The following is a 14,226-nucleotide window of genomic DNA, read 5'->3' on the forward strand; positions in this document are numbered from 1 at the left end:
CCAAGGGGGTGCCGCGTGGCGCTCAATAGCATCGAAGAACTGGTTGAAGACATCCGCCAAGGCAAGATGGTCATCCTGATGGATGACGAAGACCGCGAGAACGAAGGCGACATCATCATGGCTGCCGAGGCCTGCAAGGCCGAGCACATCAATTTCATGGCCAAGCACGCTCGCGGCCTGATCTGCATGCCTATGAGCCGCGAGCGCTGCGAACTGCTCAAGCTGCCGTTGATGGCGCCGCGCAACGGCTCGGGTTTCGGCACCAAGTTCACCGTATCCATTGAGGCCACCACCGGCGTCACCACCGGCATCTCCGCCGCCGACCGTGCGCGCACGGTGCAGGCCGCCGCCGCCAAGGACGCCAAGGCTGAAGACATCGTCAGCCCCGGCCACATCTTCCCGTTGATGGCCCAGCCCGGCGGCACCCTGGCCCGCGCCGGTCACACCGAAGCCGCCTGCGACCTGGCGCGCATGGCCGGGTTCGAGCCCAGCGGTGTGATCTGCGAAGTGATGAACGACGACGGCACCATGGCCCGTCGTGTCGAACTCGAAGCATTTGCCGCCGAGCACAACCTCAAGATCGGCACCATCGCCGACCTGATTCACTATCGAATGATTCACGAACGTACCGTTCAGCGGATTGCCGAGCAGCCGCTGGACAGCGAACTGGGCCAATTCAACCTGGTGACCTACCGTGATTCGGTGGAAGGCGACGTGCATATGGCCCTGACCCTGGGCACCATTTGCGCTGAAGAGCCGACCCTGGTGCGCGTGCACAACATGGACCCGCTGCGCGACCTGTTGATGGTCAAGCAACCCGGCCGCTGGAGCCTGCGCGCCGCCATGGCCGCGGTTTCCGAGGCCGGCAGTGGCGTGGTGCTGTTGCTGGGCAACCCGGTGGATGGCGACGTCCTGCTCGCGCATATCCGCGAAACCGCCGAGCACACCCAGGTGAAAACGCCGACCACCTACAGCATCGTCGGTGCCGGTTCGCAGATCCTGCGTGACCTGGGTGTGCGCAAAATGCGCTTGATGAGCGCACCGATGAAATTTAATGCGATATCCGGTTTCGATCTGGAAGTTGTAGAATACGTGCTCTCCGAATAAAGGCCGGCGATTTCTGCCCCTTGTTCGCGGTTAAATCATCACTGAGGGACGCACATTTCGCGTCCCGGCTCTTTAAGAGATTTGTCGAATGACCCTGAAGACCATCGAAGGTACCTTTATCGCCCCCAAAGGCCGCTATGCCCTGGTGGTTGGCCGCTTCAACAGCTTCGTGGTTGAAAGCCTGGTAAGCGGTGCCGTGGACGCCCTGGTTCGCCACGGTGTGAGCGAGAGCGATATCACGATCATCCGCGCCCCTGGCGCCTTCGAGATTCCGCTGGTTGCGCAAAAAGTCGCCCAACAGGCCGAATACGCCGCCATCATCGCCCTGGGCGCGGTCATTCGGGGCGGCACGCCGCACTTCGAATACGTGGCCGGCGAATGCACCAAGGGCCTGGCCCAGGTGTCCATGGAGTTCGGCGTGCCGGTTGCGTTCGGCGTGCTGACCGTGGACTCCATCGAACAAGCCATCGAGCGTTCCGGCACCAAGGCCGGTAACAAAGGCGCCGAAGCGGCCCTGTCCGCCCTGGAAATGGTCAGCCTGCTGTCGCAGTTGGAGGCCAAGTGATTTCCGACGAGAGCGATCAGTTCAACCCTCAGGACCCACGCCCTGCGGATGCCGGCAAGCCGTCCAAGAGCGAGAAGCGTCGCAAGGCGCGTCAACTCGCGACCCAGGCGCTGTATCAGCGTCACCTGGCAGGCGCTGCGCTGAACGAAATCGAAGCGCAGTTTCGCGTCGATAACGACTTTACCTTCGCCGATCAGAGTTACTTCCACGACATCCTGCACGGCGTTCACGCCAACCTGACCGAGATCGACACGGCCCTCGCACCTTGCCTGGACCTGACGATCGAGGAACTGGACCCGGTTGAACTGTGCGTGATGCGCCTGTCCACCTGGGAACTGCTCAAGCGCGTCGATGTGCCGTACCGCGTGGTGATCAACGAAGGTATCGAGTTGGCGAAAGTCTATGGTTCGACCGACGGTCACAAGTTCGTCAACGGCGTGCTCGACAAACTGGCCCCGCGCCTGCGCGAAGCCGAAGTGAAGGAACACAAGCGCTGATCCGCGCTTGAGTTCTCGATGGGCGAGTTTGAGCTGATCCGCACCTACTTCGCCGCCGCGCCTTGTGCGCAGGGCGGTGAAGGCATAGCCCTGGGGATCGGCGACGACTGCGCCTTGCTGGCACTGCCCCCTGGGGAGCAACTGGCGATCTCCACCGATACCCTGGTGGCCGGCGTGCATTTTGCCGACCCCTGCGATCCATTCCTGCTCGGCCAGCGCTCGCTGGCCGTGGCGGTGAGCGACCTGGCCGCCATGGGCGCCCACCCGCTCGCGTTTACCCTTGCACTCACCACTCCGACCGTCGATGCCGATTGGCTGCAACGCTATGCCCAGGGTTTGAACGCCATGGCGCAACACTGCGGTGTGGGCCTGGTAGGCGGCGACACCACGCGCGGGCCACTGAGCCTGACCCTCACGGTGTTTGGCCGTGTGCCGGCGGGGCAGGCCCTGACCCGCAGCGGCGCGCAGCCAGGAGACCTGTTATGTGTGGGCGGCGAACTGGGCAACGCCGCTGGCGCTTTGCCGCTGGTGCTGGGCCAACGCAGCGCCGATGCTGGCGTTGCCGAGCCGCTGCTGGCCCATTACTGGTCACCACAACCGCAACTGGCCCTGGGGTTGGCGCTGCGCGGTAAGGCCACGGCTGCGATGGATATCTCCGACGGGTTGTTGGCCGATTGTGGGCATATCGCCAAGGCTTCGGCTGTCAGCCTGCTGATTGAGCGCCAGGCGCTGCCTTTGTCCAAGGCGTTGCTGGCGTTCGTGGGGGACGAGCAGGCGCGGGTGGCCGCTCTGAGTGGGGGCGACGACTACGTGCTGGCCTTCACCCTGCCACCCGCCGAGCTGGCGCCGTTGCTGGCCGGTGGCTGGCCGATTCATGTGATCGGCCGGGTCGAGGCAGGGCAGGGCGTGACGCTGCTTGATGCCGGCGGCCAGGACATCACACCAGCCGTCCGCGGTTACCAGCATTTTCGCGAGACGCCCTGAAGCGGCGTCCTGCGCTACCCTCAATAGCGTAATCCCTGATGCATGGCTCTGTAGGAGGTCGTCCCGATGGATGTACGCCGCTGGCTGCTGACACTGCTGTGCACTGCTGCGACGTTGTTGCAGGCGCAGGACGCTCCGGTGGTGCCCTCCAAGGTCACGCTGGCCAGTGAGGCCTGGGACGGCTACACCAACGCCGATGGCAGCGGCCTGGCGTGGGATGTGATGCGCAAGGTATTCGAGCCGGCGGGTTTGCAAGTACAGCCCCGCACCGAGCCCTACACCCGAGCGGTTGGCCTGGCCCAGCGCGGCGAGGTGGATGGCTGGGTCGGTTCTTACCGCGACGAGGTCACCGGCGTGCTGTACCCGCGCTGGCATTACGATTCGGACCCCATCTACGCCCTCGGCCTGGCGACCTCGCCCGCACCGAGCCTGGCCACGCTGGGGCGTTATCGCCTGGCCTGGGTGCATGGCTACAAATACGAGGCATACTTGCCGAATGTGCGACGTTTCAACCAGATACATCGGCGTGACGGCATCCTGCCGATGCTTCAGTACGGCCGGGCTGATTTCTACATTGATGCGCTCACCGAAGTCCGCGAAGTCCTGAATCAGGCGCAGGACCCGGCCACCTTTCGGCTTACACACCTGACCCAGCTGCCGCTCTACGTGGGTTTTGCCGACAACGAGCGGGGGCGGGACCTGCGGGCAGTGTTTGATCGGCGTATGGATGCGCTGGTGAAGAGCGGCGAACTCAAGCCGATTTTTCAACACTGGAAACAGCCGTATCCGTTCTGACCTGCATAGAACCGAGTGGAAGGCCAATCGAACCGATTGATCTTTATCAGCGAACATTCAGCTTAAGCGTCTGTAGGAACCTGCTGTTACAATGCCGCCTCTGTAAAATCTGAAATCAGGAGCACCCGGTGCCCGTCGTTTTCGTCGCCGCTTCCAAGCTGCCTACCCCTTTTGCCACGTTCACCATGAGCGGCTTTCTTGAAGAAGCCACCGGGCGCGAGCACGTTGTGCTCAGCCTGGGCGACATCGCCGATGGCGAACCCGTGCTCGGCCGCCTGCACTCTGAGTGCCTGACCGGCGATGCGTTGTTCAGCCAGCGCTGCGACTGCGGCTCGCAGCTCGAAGCCGCGCTGCAGGCAATCGCCCGGGAAGGCCGTGGCGTACTGCTGTATCTGCGTCAGGAAGGCCGTGGCATTGGCCTGCTGAACAAAATCCGCGCCTACGAACTGCAGGATGGCGGCGCCGATACCGTGGAAGCCAACGAGCGCCTGGGTTTCGCGGCCGATCAGCGCGATTATGCGATCTGCCTGCCGATGCTTGAGCACCTGGGCGTGAAATCCCTGCGCCTGATGACCAACAACCCGCGCAAGGTCAAAGCCTTGGCCGACATGGGCATTACCGTGGCCGAGCGCGTGCCGCTGCACACCGGGCATAACCCGCACAACAAACTCTACCTGGCGACCAAGGCCAGCAAGCTCGACCACATGATGGGCAACGAACACCAGGGCGAGGTCGACCGCGCGTGACCCGGGGCCAGGTCAAGCGTCGGCTGTCCGTCAACTGGTGGCAGTATCTGGCCCTGGCGCTGCTGCCCCTGTTTGTGGTCAACCTGGTGTTTGGCCAGGCTGAGTCCCTGCTGCCGGTGTTGGCCTTGCCGTTCTTTATCGCCGGTGTGGCCTCGATGTTCCTCAGCCTGCGCTACTTCAATGGCTATAAACACGCGTTGATCGCCACCTCCAAAGCCCTCGACACCGCCGAAGAGCCCGCCGCCTGGATCACCCTGGCGGCCCGTCGCCGCACGGCGTTGCTGGTGGCCGCGCTCCCCGCGTGGGTGGGTGCACTGGCAGTGTTTGTCGGCCTGGAGGCGGTGCCGTTGTTTCTGTTGGCGCTGTCGACGATGGTGCTGTTTTACCTCTACCGCATTCCGCGTCAGTTGGGATGATGCGCCGCTGGCTGGTGCTTGTGCTGCTGGCGCTGAGCGCCCAGGTCCTGGCGGCCGAGCGGGTGGTCAGCCTGGCGCCGTCGCTGTCGGAAATCGTAATGGAACTGGGCGCCGCCGACTTGCTGGTGGGCGTGCTCGACGGCGGCGAGCGCCCGGTGGCATTGGCGCAGGTACCTTCGGTCGGTCGCTATGGTCAGTTGGATATGGAGCGCCTGCTGAGCCTCAAACCGGACCTGATCCTGCTGTGGCCGGGCAGCGTCGGCCCGGCCCAGCGCGAGCAATTGCAGCGTTTGAATATCCCGGTGTATATCGCCGAGCCCCACAACCTTGAACAACTTACCGTCCAGGTCCAAGCCATCGCCGCGCGGCTGGGACGTGCCGACGCCGGGCAGCAACTGGCCGCGCAGTTGCGCCAGCGCCTGGCCGAATTGCGCCGGCGCTATCGGCGTGCCGAGCCCCTACGAGTGTTTTACCAGGTGTGGAATTCGCCGCTGTACACCGTGGGCGGCGGGCAGATCATCAGCGATGCGTTGACGGTCTGCGGTGCGCGCAATGTGTTCGACGACCTGAACCTGCCGGCGCCGCAAGTCAGCATCGAGTCGGTGTTGCAGCGCAATCCCGAGATGATTCTGGTCAGCGATCAAGCGCAGATAGACGCGTGGAAAGCCTGGCCAACCATGGCCGAGCGCGTGCGGCAAGTGCCCGATAAAGGCCTGGAACGGCCCAGCGGGCAGATGCTGGAGGCGCTGGGGCGATTGTGTCGGGTGATTGCGCCGGACCTGTGACACCGTTGCGCAGGCGCGTCAGGTCTCCGGGGTCCAGGTCACGCCGAACAGCCATGTCCGGCCTTCCTCGCGATAATCCTGGTTATTCATGAACGCCGGATCGTCATAGCTGTAGCGCGCCCGCACGTAAGACCGGTCCAACAGGTTATCGACCTTCAGCGACAGCGCCACTTGCCGATTGATCGCCCAGCTGCCACGCAGCCCAAGCAACGCATAGCCGCCCAAGCGTTGAGTGTTGTCGGCATCGTCATAACTGCTGCTGATAGCCTGCCAGCTGGCGCCCACGCCAAGTTGATCGAATTGCCGGTCCAGGTCCAGGCTCAACGTGCGCCGTGCGCGACGGGCCAAGGTATAGCCGGTGCTACGATCACGCGGATCGATGATCGACAGTCCCAGGTTGCCCTGCCAGCCGAACAGTTCCTGCTTGAGCGCCGCTTCCATGCCGTTGATGCGCGCCGACGCCACGTTCTGCGGCTTGCCCGTGCTGTCGAGGATGATCGCGTCGCTCAAGTCCGTGCGGTACAGCGAGGCTTCCAGGCGTGTGCTGTCACTGAGCTGGCTGCGCCACTGCAACTCGTAGCTCTTGGAGGTTTCGGGCTGCAGACTGGGGTTGCTGTAGTGTGTGTCGGGGTAATACAGGTCGTTGAAGGTCGGCGCGCGAAAACCTTCGCTGTAGCTCAGCAGCACGTCATTGTCGGGGTTGATGGGCAAAGTCAGCGTGCCACTCCAACTGTTCTGCGCACCGAACTGCTGATTCTGGTCGCGGCGCAGGCCTAGTTCCGTGGAGAACCATTCACTGTGAAAGCGATGCTGCACAAAGGCCGCGCGGTTCCAGCGGCTGTTTTCGCTGAACGCGGTGGAGCCATGGAAGCGATCCTCGTACCAATCGCCGCCGAGGATCAGGCTGTTGTGTTCGTTCAGGGTCAGGTCGTTCTGCCAGTTGATCGAGTCGCGGTAGGTGTTGAACACGCTGAAGTCGTCGCTGAGGGTGTCGCGCTTGGTGTCGCGGTTTTCGCTGTGGCCCAGTTCCAGGCGTGACTGCCAATGCGCATTGAGCGTGGCATCCAGGTAGCCGCTGGCGCTGCTGACGGTGTAATCGGTGTAAGGCTTTTGCCCCAGCGTCTGACCACTGGCGACGTCGTAGCGGCCGAAGCTGTTGTCGTACTCCGATTTGCCACGGTTATCGAGCAGGTTGAAACCAGCCTCCAGCGCATCGCTGAACGAATGGCTGAGATTGAGGCTGAGCGACTGGTTGCGGTAGGCATCGTGGTCGCCGTCACTGGGAAAAGACGCACGGGTCGAGTTGATGCCGGCGGTTTCATCCAGGCTCGCTCCCAGGTTGAACCGCGTGTGTTCGTCCCCGCCTGCCAGACCGAGGCTGCGCTGCCAGGTCCGGCGGTTGCCGAACTCCAGCTTAAGACGCGGCTGCAAGCCTTGCTCGGCGTTGCGTCGGGTGAAGACCTGGATCACCCCGCCTATCGCATCGCTGCCATACATGACTGAGCGCGAACCGCGCAGCACTTCCACGCGCTCGATTTGATCGACATTGAGGTATTGCAGGCCGCTGTCGCCGGAGGTGGTATTGGCGATGCGCTGGCCGTCCACCAGCACCAGGCTTTGGGCGGATTTGGTGCCGCGCAGGTAAATCCCCGGCAAGCTACCGCGCCCGCCGGTGGGCGCCACTTGCACGCCAGGCACACGGCTGAGCAGGTCGGTGAGGCTGGTCGGTTGCAGGCGGTTGATATCGTCGCGGGTGAACACCGTGTTGGCGGCGCTGCTGTCATTGCGCGCCTGCACCTGGCGGTTGGCGCTGATGACCACGTCGGGGAGCTTAAGGGCCTCGTCGCGGGTGTCGGCGAGCAATTGCGGGGAGGGCAGGAGCAGCAGGGCAAGGTACAGGTGTTTCATGAGCTGTCCATGGCGTGGAGGAGGGCACAAACCAAATGTGGGAGAGGGCTTGCCTCCGATTGCAGGGGGTCAGACTCAGTATCGGTAACTGATCCACCGCTATCGGGGGCAAGCCCCTCCCACATGTTGTTCCAGGTTTTTACAGACCCAGCAGTGCCATGCGGTTGCGCACAGAGGCTTCAATCCCTTCCTCGTCCAGCCCGCACTCAGCCAGCATCTGCGCCGGCTTGGCATGTTCGACGTACACATCCGGCAAGCCCAGGTGCAGCACCGACTTGAGGATATTTTCCCGCGCCAGGTACTCACTGACCGCTGCACCGGCGCCACCCATGATGGCGTTTTCTTCAACTGTGACCAGCAACTCATGGCTGCCGGCGATCTCGCGCACCAGGGCTTCGTCCAGGGGTTTGACGAAGCGCATGTCGACCACCGTGGCGTCGATCTTCTCGGCGACTTTCAAGGCTTCGGCCAATTGCACGCCGAATACCAGGAACGCAACCCGGTTGCCCTGGCGACGCACGATACCCTTGCCGATCTCGATGGGTTCAAGGTCTTTTTCGATCACTGCGTTTGGGCCGTTGCCGCGCGGGTAACGCACCGCGGCCGGGCCGTTGTACAGGTGGCCGGTGCTGAGCATCTTGCGCAATTCGTTTTCGTCGCTCGGGGTCATCACCAGCATGCCGGGGATGCAGCGCAGGTAGGACAAATCGAAACTGCCGGCATGCGTCGGGCCGTCTTCTCCCACCAGGCCCGCGCGATCGATGGCGAACAGCACGTCGAGGTTCTGCACCGCGACGTCATGCACCAGTTGGTCGTAACCGCGTTGCAGGAACGTGGAGTAGATCGCAACCACCGGTTTGGCGCCTTCGCAGGCCATGCCGGCGGCGAACGTCACCGCGTGTTGCTCGGCAATCGCCACGTCGAAGTAGCGCAGCGGGAACCGCTCGCTGAACGCCACCAGATCAGAGCCTTCCTTCATCGCCGGGGTAATGCCCACCAGGCGCGAGTCGGCGGCGGCCATGTCGCACAGCCACTCGCCGAACACCCCGGAATACTTCGGCCCGCTGGGCTTTTTCGGCGCGGCGGCGGGAGCGTCCAGCGGTTCGAGCTTGGTGATTGCGTGATAACCGATCGGGTCGACTTCCGCCGGGGCGAAGCCTTTGCCTTTCTTGGTGACGATATGCAGGAACTGCGGGCCCTTGAGGTCCCGCATATTGCGCAGCGTGGCGATCAGCGTCGGCAGGTCGTGGCCGTCGATGGGGCCGATGTAGTTCCAGCCCAGCTCCTCGAACAAGGTGCCGGGCACCAGCATGCCCTTGGCGTATTCTTCGGTGCGTCGGGCAATTTCCCACGCGCCGGGCAGACGCGAGAGTACCTTTTTGCTGCCTTCTCGCATGCTGGCGTAGGTGCGGCTCGACAGGATCTTGGCCAGGTAGTTGGACAGGCCGCCGACATTGCGCGAGATCGACATGTCGTTGTCGTTGAGGATCACCAGCATATTGGCGTCCACTTCCGGCGCGTGGTTCAGCGCTTCGAACGCCATGCCGGCGGTGAGTGCACCATCGCCGATCACTGCAATCGCTTTGCGATCACTGTTTTGCAGGCGGGCGGCAATCGCCATGCCCAGTGCTGCACTGATGGACGTGCTGGAGTGGCCGACGCCAAAGGTGTCGTACTCGCTCTCGGAGCGACGTGGGAAAGCGGCAACACCGTCCTTCTGGCGCAGCGTGCTCATGCGCTCGCGGCGACCGGTCAGGATCTTGTGCGGGTACGCCTGATGGCCCACGTCCCACACCAGCCGGTCGTCCGGGGTGTCGAACACGTAATGCAGGGCGATAGTCAGCTCGATGACGCCCAGGCCGGCACCGAAATGCCCACCGGTCTGGCCGACCGTGTAGAGCAATTCCAGGCGCAATTCATCGGCCAGGGTTTCCAGCTCGGCTTCACCCAGACGACGCAGGCCGTCCGGCGTGGCAGCACGGTCGAGCAGGGGCGTGGACGGGCGCTTGCGGGGAATCTCTTGGAACGTCGTGGGCATCAGGCGAATCGTTATAGGTATAGAAGAGGCGGCAGTTTACCTCAAGCATCGCAAACTGCCCACGCAGAGCGCCGAACTTGGCCGATAGGCGGCCATGATGGCCGTGCCGATCAGTGGCGACGTTCGACGATATACCGCGCCAGGTCGCGCAATGGCTCGGCCGCCGCGTCGAAAGGTCGCAGGGCGGCCAGGGCCTGGTCGCGCAGTTCCAGGGCGTAGGCCTTGGCGGCTTCGAGCCCGAGCAGCGCAGGATAGGTCGGCTTGTCCCGTGCGATATCGGCGCCCTGGCGTTTGCCCAGCGTGGCGGTGTCACTTTCTACGTCGAGAATGTCGTCCTGCACCTGGAACGCCAGGCCAATCGCCTGGGAATAGGTCTGTAACGCCGCCAATTGCGCAGGCTGCGCCTGACTACTGGCCAGCGCGCCCAACTGCACGGCGGCTTCGATCAGCGCGCCGGTCTTGTGGCGATGCATGTGTTCAAGGGCTTGCTGGTCCAGCTTGAGGCTGACCGAGCCCATGTCGATTGCCTGCCCGCCGACCATACCGGCCGGGCCCGCAGCCTGCGCCAGAGTGGTGACCATGCGCAGGCGGATCTCGGCGTTGACGCTGCTCAAGCGCGGGTCCAGCAATGCGCTGAACGCCAGGCTCTGCAGACCATCGCCGGCGAGGATCGCGTAGGCTTCATCGAAGGCTTTATGGGTGGTGGGCTGGCCGCGACGCAGATCGTCGTCGTCCATTGCCGGCAAATCGTCGTGTACCAGTGAGTACGCGTGGATCAACTCCACCGCGCACGCCGCGCCATTAGCCTGTTCGGCCGGCGCGCCCAGCGCCTCGCAGGCCGCATATGCCAGCAACGGGCGCACGCGCTTGCCGCCATTCATCACGCTGTAGCGCATGGCTTCATAGAGGCGATTCATTTCCGGGCTTGGCGCAACAAACAAGGGCTCCAGCGCCGCATTCACCCGGGCTTGGCTACTGGCCTGATACGCGTCGATCATTCCGGCTGTTCCGCGTCGAAAGGTTCTTCGGCCAACTCCCCGTCACGCTCCAGCAACACCTGCACCTTCTGCTCCGCCTGCGCCAACGCGCTCTGGCAGTCACGGGTCAGGCCGATGCCTTGCTCAAACGCCGTCAGCGAGTCCTCCAGCGACAACTCGCCGTTCTCCAGACGCTCGACCAGGGCTTGCAGGTCGGCGAGGGATTGTTCGAAATCGAGTGCAACTTTTTTGCGGGCCATGGCGGCTATTCCGGTAGACGGTAAACCGGCGCGACACTAGCAGACATGGGGATTCTGGGCAAATGAGCGGGGTGTCACTCGCCTGCTGTATTGACCTGATAACGCGTGCTGCGGCCGCCTCCTGGGAGGCGGACCAGGCAGTTTTTTTCCAGCAGGTCCGCCAGGTGTCGCGTCGCTGTCGCCTTGGAGACCTTTGCGACCGCCTGGTACTGCGCCGCGCCGATGCCGTGTTCGAAGCCCTTCTCACCACCGTCGAGCAGTCGATTGAGGACCTTGATCTGTTCAGCCGACAAAGGGACGTCGCGGTGCTGCTGCCAGAACCGACTCTGTTCCAGCACCCGGTCAATCCGCGCCATGGCCTGCTGCACGCTGCGTAACAGGGTTTTAAGGAACCACTCCAGCCAGGCAGTGATATCCAGGGAGTCCTTCTGGCTGGATTCCAGCGCGCTGTAGTAGCCGGTGCGGTCTTCGAGGATGCTGGCTGACATAGCATAGAAACGGATGGCCTGGTGTTCACCCTGGGCCAGTGCCAAATCGGTGATAGCGCGTGTCAGGCGACCATTGCCGTCATCGAAGGGGTGCAGTGTGACAAACCAGAAGTGCGCGACACGACTTGCATTGGCTCATCTCCCCTCAAGGATCCAATATTGAGCGCTCGAGCGGCATAGCCCGCTTCCGGGGCCGGGAACAATAAGTGATGCCAGTTCAATGGGCGGGCGAGGGTAAACGGCTGGGTGAATTGTTGAGTGGCATCCATCATCAACTCGGCGAGGGCTTCGCTGCGGCGGCTTACCTGACCGTCTTCCATCGCTTCCAGGCCCATCCGCCTTGCCAGGGACGAGCGCACCGAGCCGACATTCAACTGTTCACCCTCAATCGCCGAGGACGTCAGGATATTTTGCAGCAGCGCATCCAGTTCATTCTGTGCGCTGACCGGCTGGCTGACGGAGCCGAGCATGCCCAGCAACTTGCCCTGGGCTTGTCCGCACTCGCGCAGCAACGCCGCGAGGCGACCGGGTTGCCAGTGGAAGTGAGGCCAGTCGGCGTGTTGCCAGATCCAGTGCGGATGAGCCATGGTGGAATGCCTGGGGTGCGTGAGCCGAATAAAGAGGTTATTCGGCTCATTTGGTGAGCCGATTGTGCTGCGGATTTGGCTCAGGGTCTAGGCTGGTGGTGGGTGTGTTCGTAAGCACGCCATAACGTCCACCTTCTAGGCCGAAATCTAATGACGGATGCTGGACTCTCCGATTTTTCAGGAGCAGTCATCCATGATGCGTCCCGACGTCAAAGTCGAATAAGTGTGTCTCTATACCAAGCCCGTAGGTGACGTTCTGCTCAGATATATGTTGGATAAAGAAAAATTGTCAGTTGATCTCACTTCGAAAAAAGCTGGAGTAGCGAGTGATTAGCTTATCAAACTCAATATTTTAGTTGCGCTATGCAGAAATGGTTGTAAATGACCATTTACCAAGTACCTGTATTAAGCTAAAAGAAGAAAAATAGCCCTGTGTGGCTCTTGATTGCGATTGTGTTCAGGTGGATCAATTTTTTCATTACTGATGAGTTTTCAGGCGTCAGGTGGTCTTTAAATATCGCTAGCGCCTTGATGAGGTCCTCATTGGTGTTGATAGTCTCGTCTTCGTAGTCGTCAATTATCTTTCCCAAGGTGTTATTTATAGTTTCCACTGCGCCAGAGATCAGTAGTTTTTTATAATCTTCATCGGTGAGGTGAATGATTTCAAGCAGAGAGTCCGGGCAATCATTTATGTCCAATAACCTCATAGCCTCTAGCGTAAGTGGGACACAAATCATCTTCATTGTTTTAGTTCCTTATTGAAATGGGTTGCTTCATTGTATTCACTTTGTGTTCTGCCCATTTGCTTTCCTGAGGGAGATGTCTTGTTGTTGGGCACGACGCCTTCAAGGCTTAAGTATCGTCTCGATCCCGGCAATGATGGGTCGTAGATTCTAAAGTAGTTTCCATTGATGTCCTCTACAACTTCAACTCCATTGAGAGGGTTCTTGTATATTTTTTTGCCTTTGTCTGTTGTGGTTACAGTTGGATCGGTGCCGGCAAATTTGACAATGTTTTCATTCAGGTTAGCTGTTTTCCAATTCGCTGAGTATTTAGCTGATCGCTCAGCTCCTCCTGTTTTTGGTAGTACAGCATCTCCTTCATCAGCTTTTACAGTTTTGGCCGGTTCATTAGCAGTTACCTCTGGCTTACAACCGTCTCCCCCGGGGCAGGTGTTTAAGCCTAACGGATCTACCCATCCTGTAGGGTTTGGAGCGTACTGGTAGGAGTTGATTCCCCCCGCCAACTTCACGGGGTCCGGTGTGAGGTAACGACCAATATCCGGATTGTAGTAGCGATGGCGGTTGTAGTGCAGGCCGCTTTCTTTGTCGAAGTATTGGCCCTGGAAGCGCAGCGGGTTGTCGAGTTTGCCTACGTCGAGGCGGGCGATTTCGCCGTAGGCGCGGTAGTGGGCGGACCAGACGATATCGCCCTCGGGGGTGGTGAGTTCCTGGGGTGTGCCGAGGTGGTCGAGTTGGTAGTGGTAGGGTTTTGTCTTTTTGGGACCGAAGCCTTCTAAAAGTGCCAACGGCCGAAAGCTGTCGGGTTCGTAGAGGTAACTGCGATGGCGGTCGGCCTGGTGTTCGGCAATCAGCTTGTCGCCTTGCCAGAAAAACTCTGTCGTTATGCCATCGACTGTCTTACTGATGCGTCGCCCAAACGGGTCGTACCGGTAGCTGGCGGTTTGGCCGTTGGGTTGGCTAATGCCGATCAGCCGATGCTGAAAGTCGTAGCGGTATTCGGTGACGAGTTGATGGGCCTTGCCACGCCGTTCCTGGATCAGGTTGCCGAAGGCGTCGTAGGTGTAGTGGCGGTCGCCCTGGATCATCAGGCGGTTGCCGGCGACGATGTCGGGGCCGGGGCGGTTTTGCATCAGCAGGTTGCCGGCCGGGTTGTGGGCGAAACGCTCCTGTACGTCGTGGGAATGGTCGGCGCGGGTCAGGCGTTGGAGCGGGTCGTAGCGGTAGTGGTGTTCGCCTTTGCGGGTGTCGAGCAGGCGGGTGAGGTTGCCGGCTTGGTCGTAGTCGTATTGGCGCTGGTAGAGCGGGTGGGTCTGGTGGGTGACAGCGTGGG

The 14,226-nt window shown here is 61.5% G+C and carries 14 protein-coding genes and 1 pseudogene; 8 read left to right on the top strand and 7 right to left on the bottom strand.

Features of this window, described 5'->3' with window-relative positions:
• Positions 1 to 15 precede the first annotated feature (15 nt).
• From ribBA to G7025_RS23085, 8 genes are all read left to right on the top strand, one after another.
• Positions 16 to 1,107 carry a bifunctional 3,4-dihydroxy-2-butanone-4-phosphate synthase/GTP cyclohydrolase II gene (gene ribBA / locus G7025_RS23050; protein WP_181081333.1) on the top strand — a complete coding sequence of 364 codons (1,092 nt, stop codon included), beginning with the start codon at positions 16 to 18 and terminating at the stop codon, positions 1,105 to 1,107.
• An 88-nt stretch (positions 1,108 to 1,195) separates the two neighbouring features.
• Positions 1,196 to 1,672 (top strand): 6,7-dimethyl-8-ribityllumazine synthase, encoded by a 477-nt coding sequence (gene ribH, locus G7025_RS23055; protein ID WP_034100965.1) that lies wholly within the window; start codon positions 1,196 to 1,198, stop codon positions 1,670 to 1,672.
• Entirely contained in the window at positions 1,669 to 2,169 is a 501-nt protein-coding gene (gene nusB, locus G7025_RS23060) for a transcription antitermination factor NusB (protein WP_181081334.1), read from the top strand. Before ribH ends, nusB begins: the two co-directional genes overlap by 4 nt.
• An 18-nt stretch (positions 2,170 to 2,187) precedes the next feature.
• A complete protein-coding gene (gene thiL / locus G7025_RS23065) occupies positions 2,188 to 3,153 on the top strand; it encodes a thiamine-phosphate kinase (protein ID WP_181081335.1) in 966 nt (321 codons plus the stop codon).
• A 66-nt stretch (positions 3,154 to 3,219) separates the two neighbouring features.
• Positions 3,220 to 3,948 carry a substrate-binding periplasmic protein gene (locus G7025_RS23070; RefSeq protein WP_181081336.1) on the top strand — a complete coding sequence of 243 codons (729 nt, stop codon included), beginning with the start codon at positions 3,220 to 3,222 and terminating at the stop codon, positions 3,946 to 3,948.
• Between the two features lie 128 nt (positions 3,949 to 4,076).
• The gene (gene ribA / locus G7025_RS23075; protein WP_181081337.1) at positions 4,077 to 4,694 is read left to right on the top strand and encodes a GTP cyclohydrolase II; all 618 of its coding nucleotides are present in this window, start codon (positions 4,077 to 4,079) and stop codon (positions 4,692 to 4,694) included.
• Complete coding sequence (locus tag G7025_RS23080) at positions 4,691 to 5,110, top strand: MFS transporter (RefSeq protein ID WP_181081338.1); 420 nt, start codon at positions 4,691 to 4,693, stop codon at positions 5,108 to 5,110. The genes ribA and G7025_RS23080 overlap by 4 nt, the downstream gene beginning before the upstream one ends.
• Positions 5,110 to 5,895, top strand: a complete 786-nt coding sequence (locus tag G7025_RS23085; protein ID WP_375139349.1) for a cobalamin-binding protein — start codon at positions 5,110 to 5,112, stop codon at positions 5,893 to 5,895. Before G7025_RS23080 ends, G7025_RS23085 begins: the two co-directional genes overlap by 1 nt.
• 18 nt (positions 5,896 to 5,913) lie before the next feature.
• Here the strand turns inward: G7025_RS23085 and G7025_RS23090 are convergent, their stop codons facing one another.
• From G7025_RS23090 to G7025_RS23120, 7 genes and pseudogenes are all read right to left on the bottom strand, one after another.
• Positions 5,914 to 7,803 carry a TonB-dependent receptor domain-containing protein gene (locus G7025_RS23090; RefSeq protein WP_181081340.1) on the bottom strand — a complete coding sequence of 630 codons (1,890 nt, stop codon included), beginning with the start codon at positions 7,801 to 7,803 and terminating at the stop codon, positions 5,914 to 5,916.
• A 139-nt stretch (positions 7,804 to 7,942) separates the two neighbouring features.
• On the bottom strand, positions 7,943 to 9,841 hold the full coding sequence (dxs, locus tag G7025_RS23095; RefSeq protein ID WP_181081341.1) for a 1-deoxy-D-xylulose-5-phosphate synthase: 1,899 nt from the start codon (positions 9,839 to 9,841) through the stop codon (positions 7,943 to 7,945).
• A 110-nt stretch (positions 9,842 to 9,951) separates the two neighbouring features.
• Positions 9,952 to 10,839, bottom strand: coding sequence for a (2E,6E)-farnesyl diphosphate synthase (gene ispA / locus G7025_RS23100; protein ID WP_181081342.1), 888 nt, complete (start codon positions 10,837 to 10,839; stop codon positions 9,952 to 9,954).
• Complete coding sequence (locus tag G7025_RS23105; RefSeq protein ID WP_003194556.1) at positions 10,836 to 11,078, bottom strand: exodeoxyribonuclease VII small subunit; 243 nt, start codon at positions 11,076 to 11,078, stop codon at positions 10,836 to 10,838. Before G7025_RS23105 ends, ispA begins: the two co-directional genes overlap by 4 nt.
• A gap of 74 nt (positions 11,079 to 11,152) precedes the next feature.
• Positions 11,153 to 12,153, bottom strand: a pseudogene (locus tag G7025_RS23110) (Fic family protein).
• 410 nt (positions 12,154 to 12,563) lie between these two features.
• On the bottom strand, positions 12,564 to 12,896 hold the full coding sequence (locus G7025_RS23115) for a hypothetical protein (RefSeq protein WP_181081343.1): 333 nt from the start codon (positions 12,894 to 12,896) through the stop codon (positions 12,564 to 12,566).
• A partial coding sequence (locus G7025_RS23120; protein WP_181081344.1) for an RHS repeat domain-containing protein occupies positions 12,893 to 14,226 on the bottom strand: 1,334 nt, incomplete at its 5' end. The genes G7025_RS23120 and G7025_RS23115, both read right to left, overlap by 4 nt.

Source organism: Pseudomonas lurida, assembly GCF_013522705.1.
GTDB lineage: Bacteria > Pseudomonadota > Gammaproteobacteria > Pseudomonadales > Pseudomonadaceae > Aquipseudomonas > Aquipseudomonas quebecensis.

Excerpts from the sequence above, each read along its gene's own strand:
- G7025_RS23105 (WP_003194556.1), bottom strand. The coding sequence starts at position 11,078 with ATGGCCCGCAAAAAAGTTGCACTCGATTTCGAACAATCCCTCGCCGAC.
- ispA (WP_181081342.1), bottom strand. The coding sequence starts at position 10,839 with ATGATCGACGCGTATCAGGCCAGTAGCCAAGCCCGGGTGAATGCGGCG.
- ribH (WP_034100965.1), top strand. The coding sequence starts at position 1,196 with ATGACCCTGAAGACCATCGAAGGTACCTTTATCGCCCCCAAAGGCCGC.
- G7025_RS23070 (WP_181081336.1), top strand. The coding sequence starts at position 3,220 with ATGGATGTACGCCGCTGGCTGCTGACACTGCTGTGCACTGCTGCGACG.
- G7025_RS23090 (WP_181081340.1), bottom strand. The coding sequence starts at position 7,803 with ATGAAACACCTGTACCTTGCCCTGCTGCTCCTGCCCTCCCCGCAATTG.
- thiL (WP_181081335.1), top strand. The coding sequence starts at position 2,188 with ATGGGCGAGTTTGAGCTGATCCGCACCTACTTCGCCGCCGCGCCTTGT.
- G7025_RS23085 (WP_375139349.1), top strand. The coding sequence starts at position 5,110 with ATGCGCCGCTGGCTGGTGCTTGTGCTGCTGGCGCTGAGCGCCCAGGTC.
- G7025_RS23115 (WP_181081343.1), bottom strand. The coding sequence starts at position 12,896 with ATGAAGATGATTTGTGTCCCACTTACGCTAGAGGCTATGAGGTTATTG.
- dxs (WP_181081341.1), bottom strand. The coding sequence starts at position 9,841 with ATGCCCACGACGTTCCAAGAGATTCCCCGCAAGCGCCCGTCCACGCCC.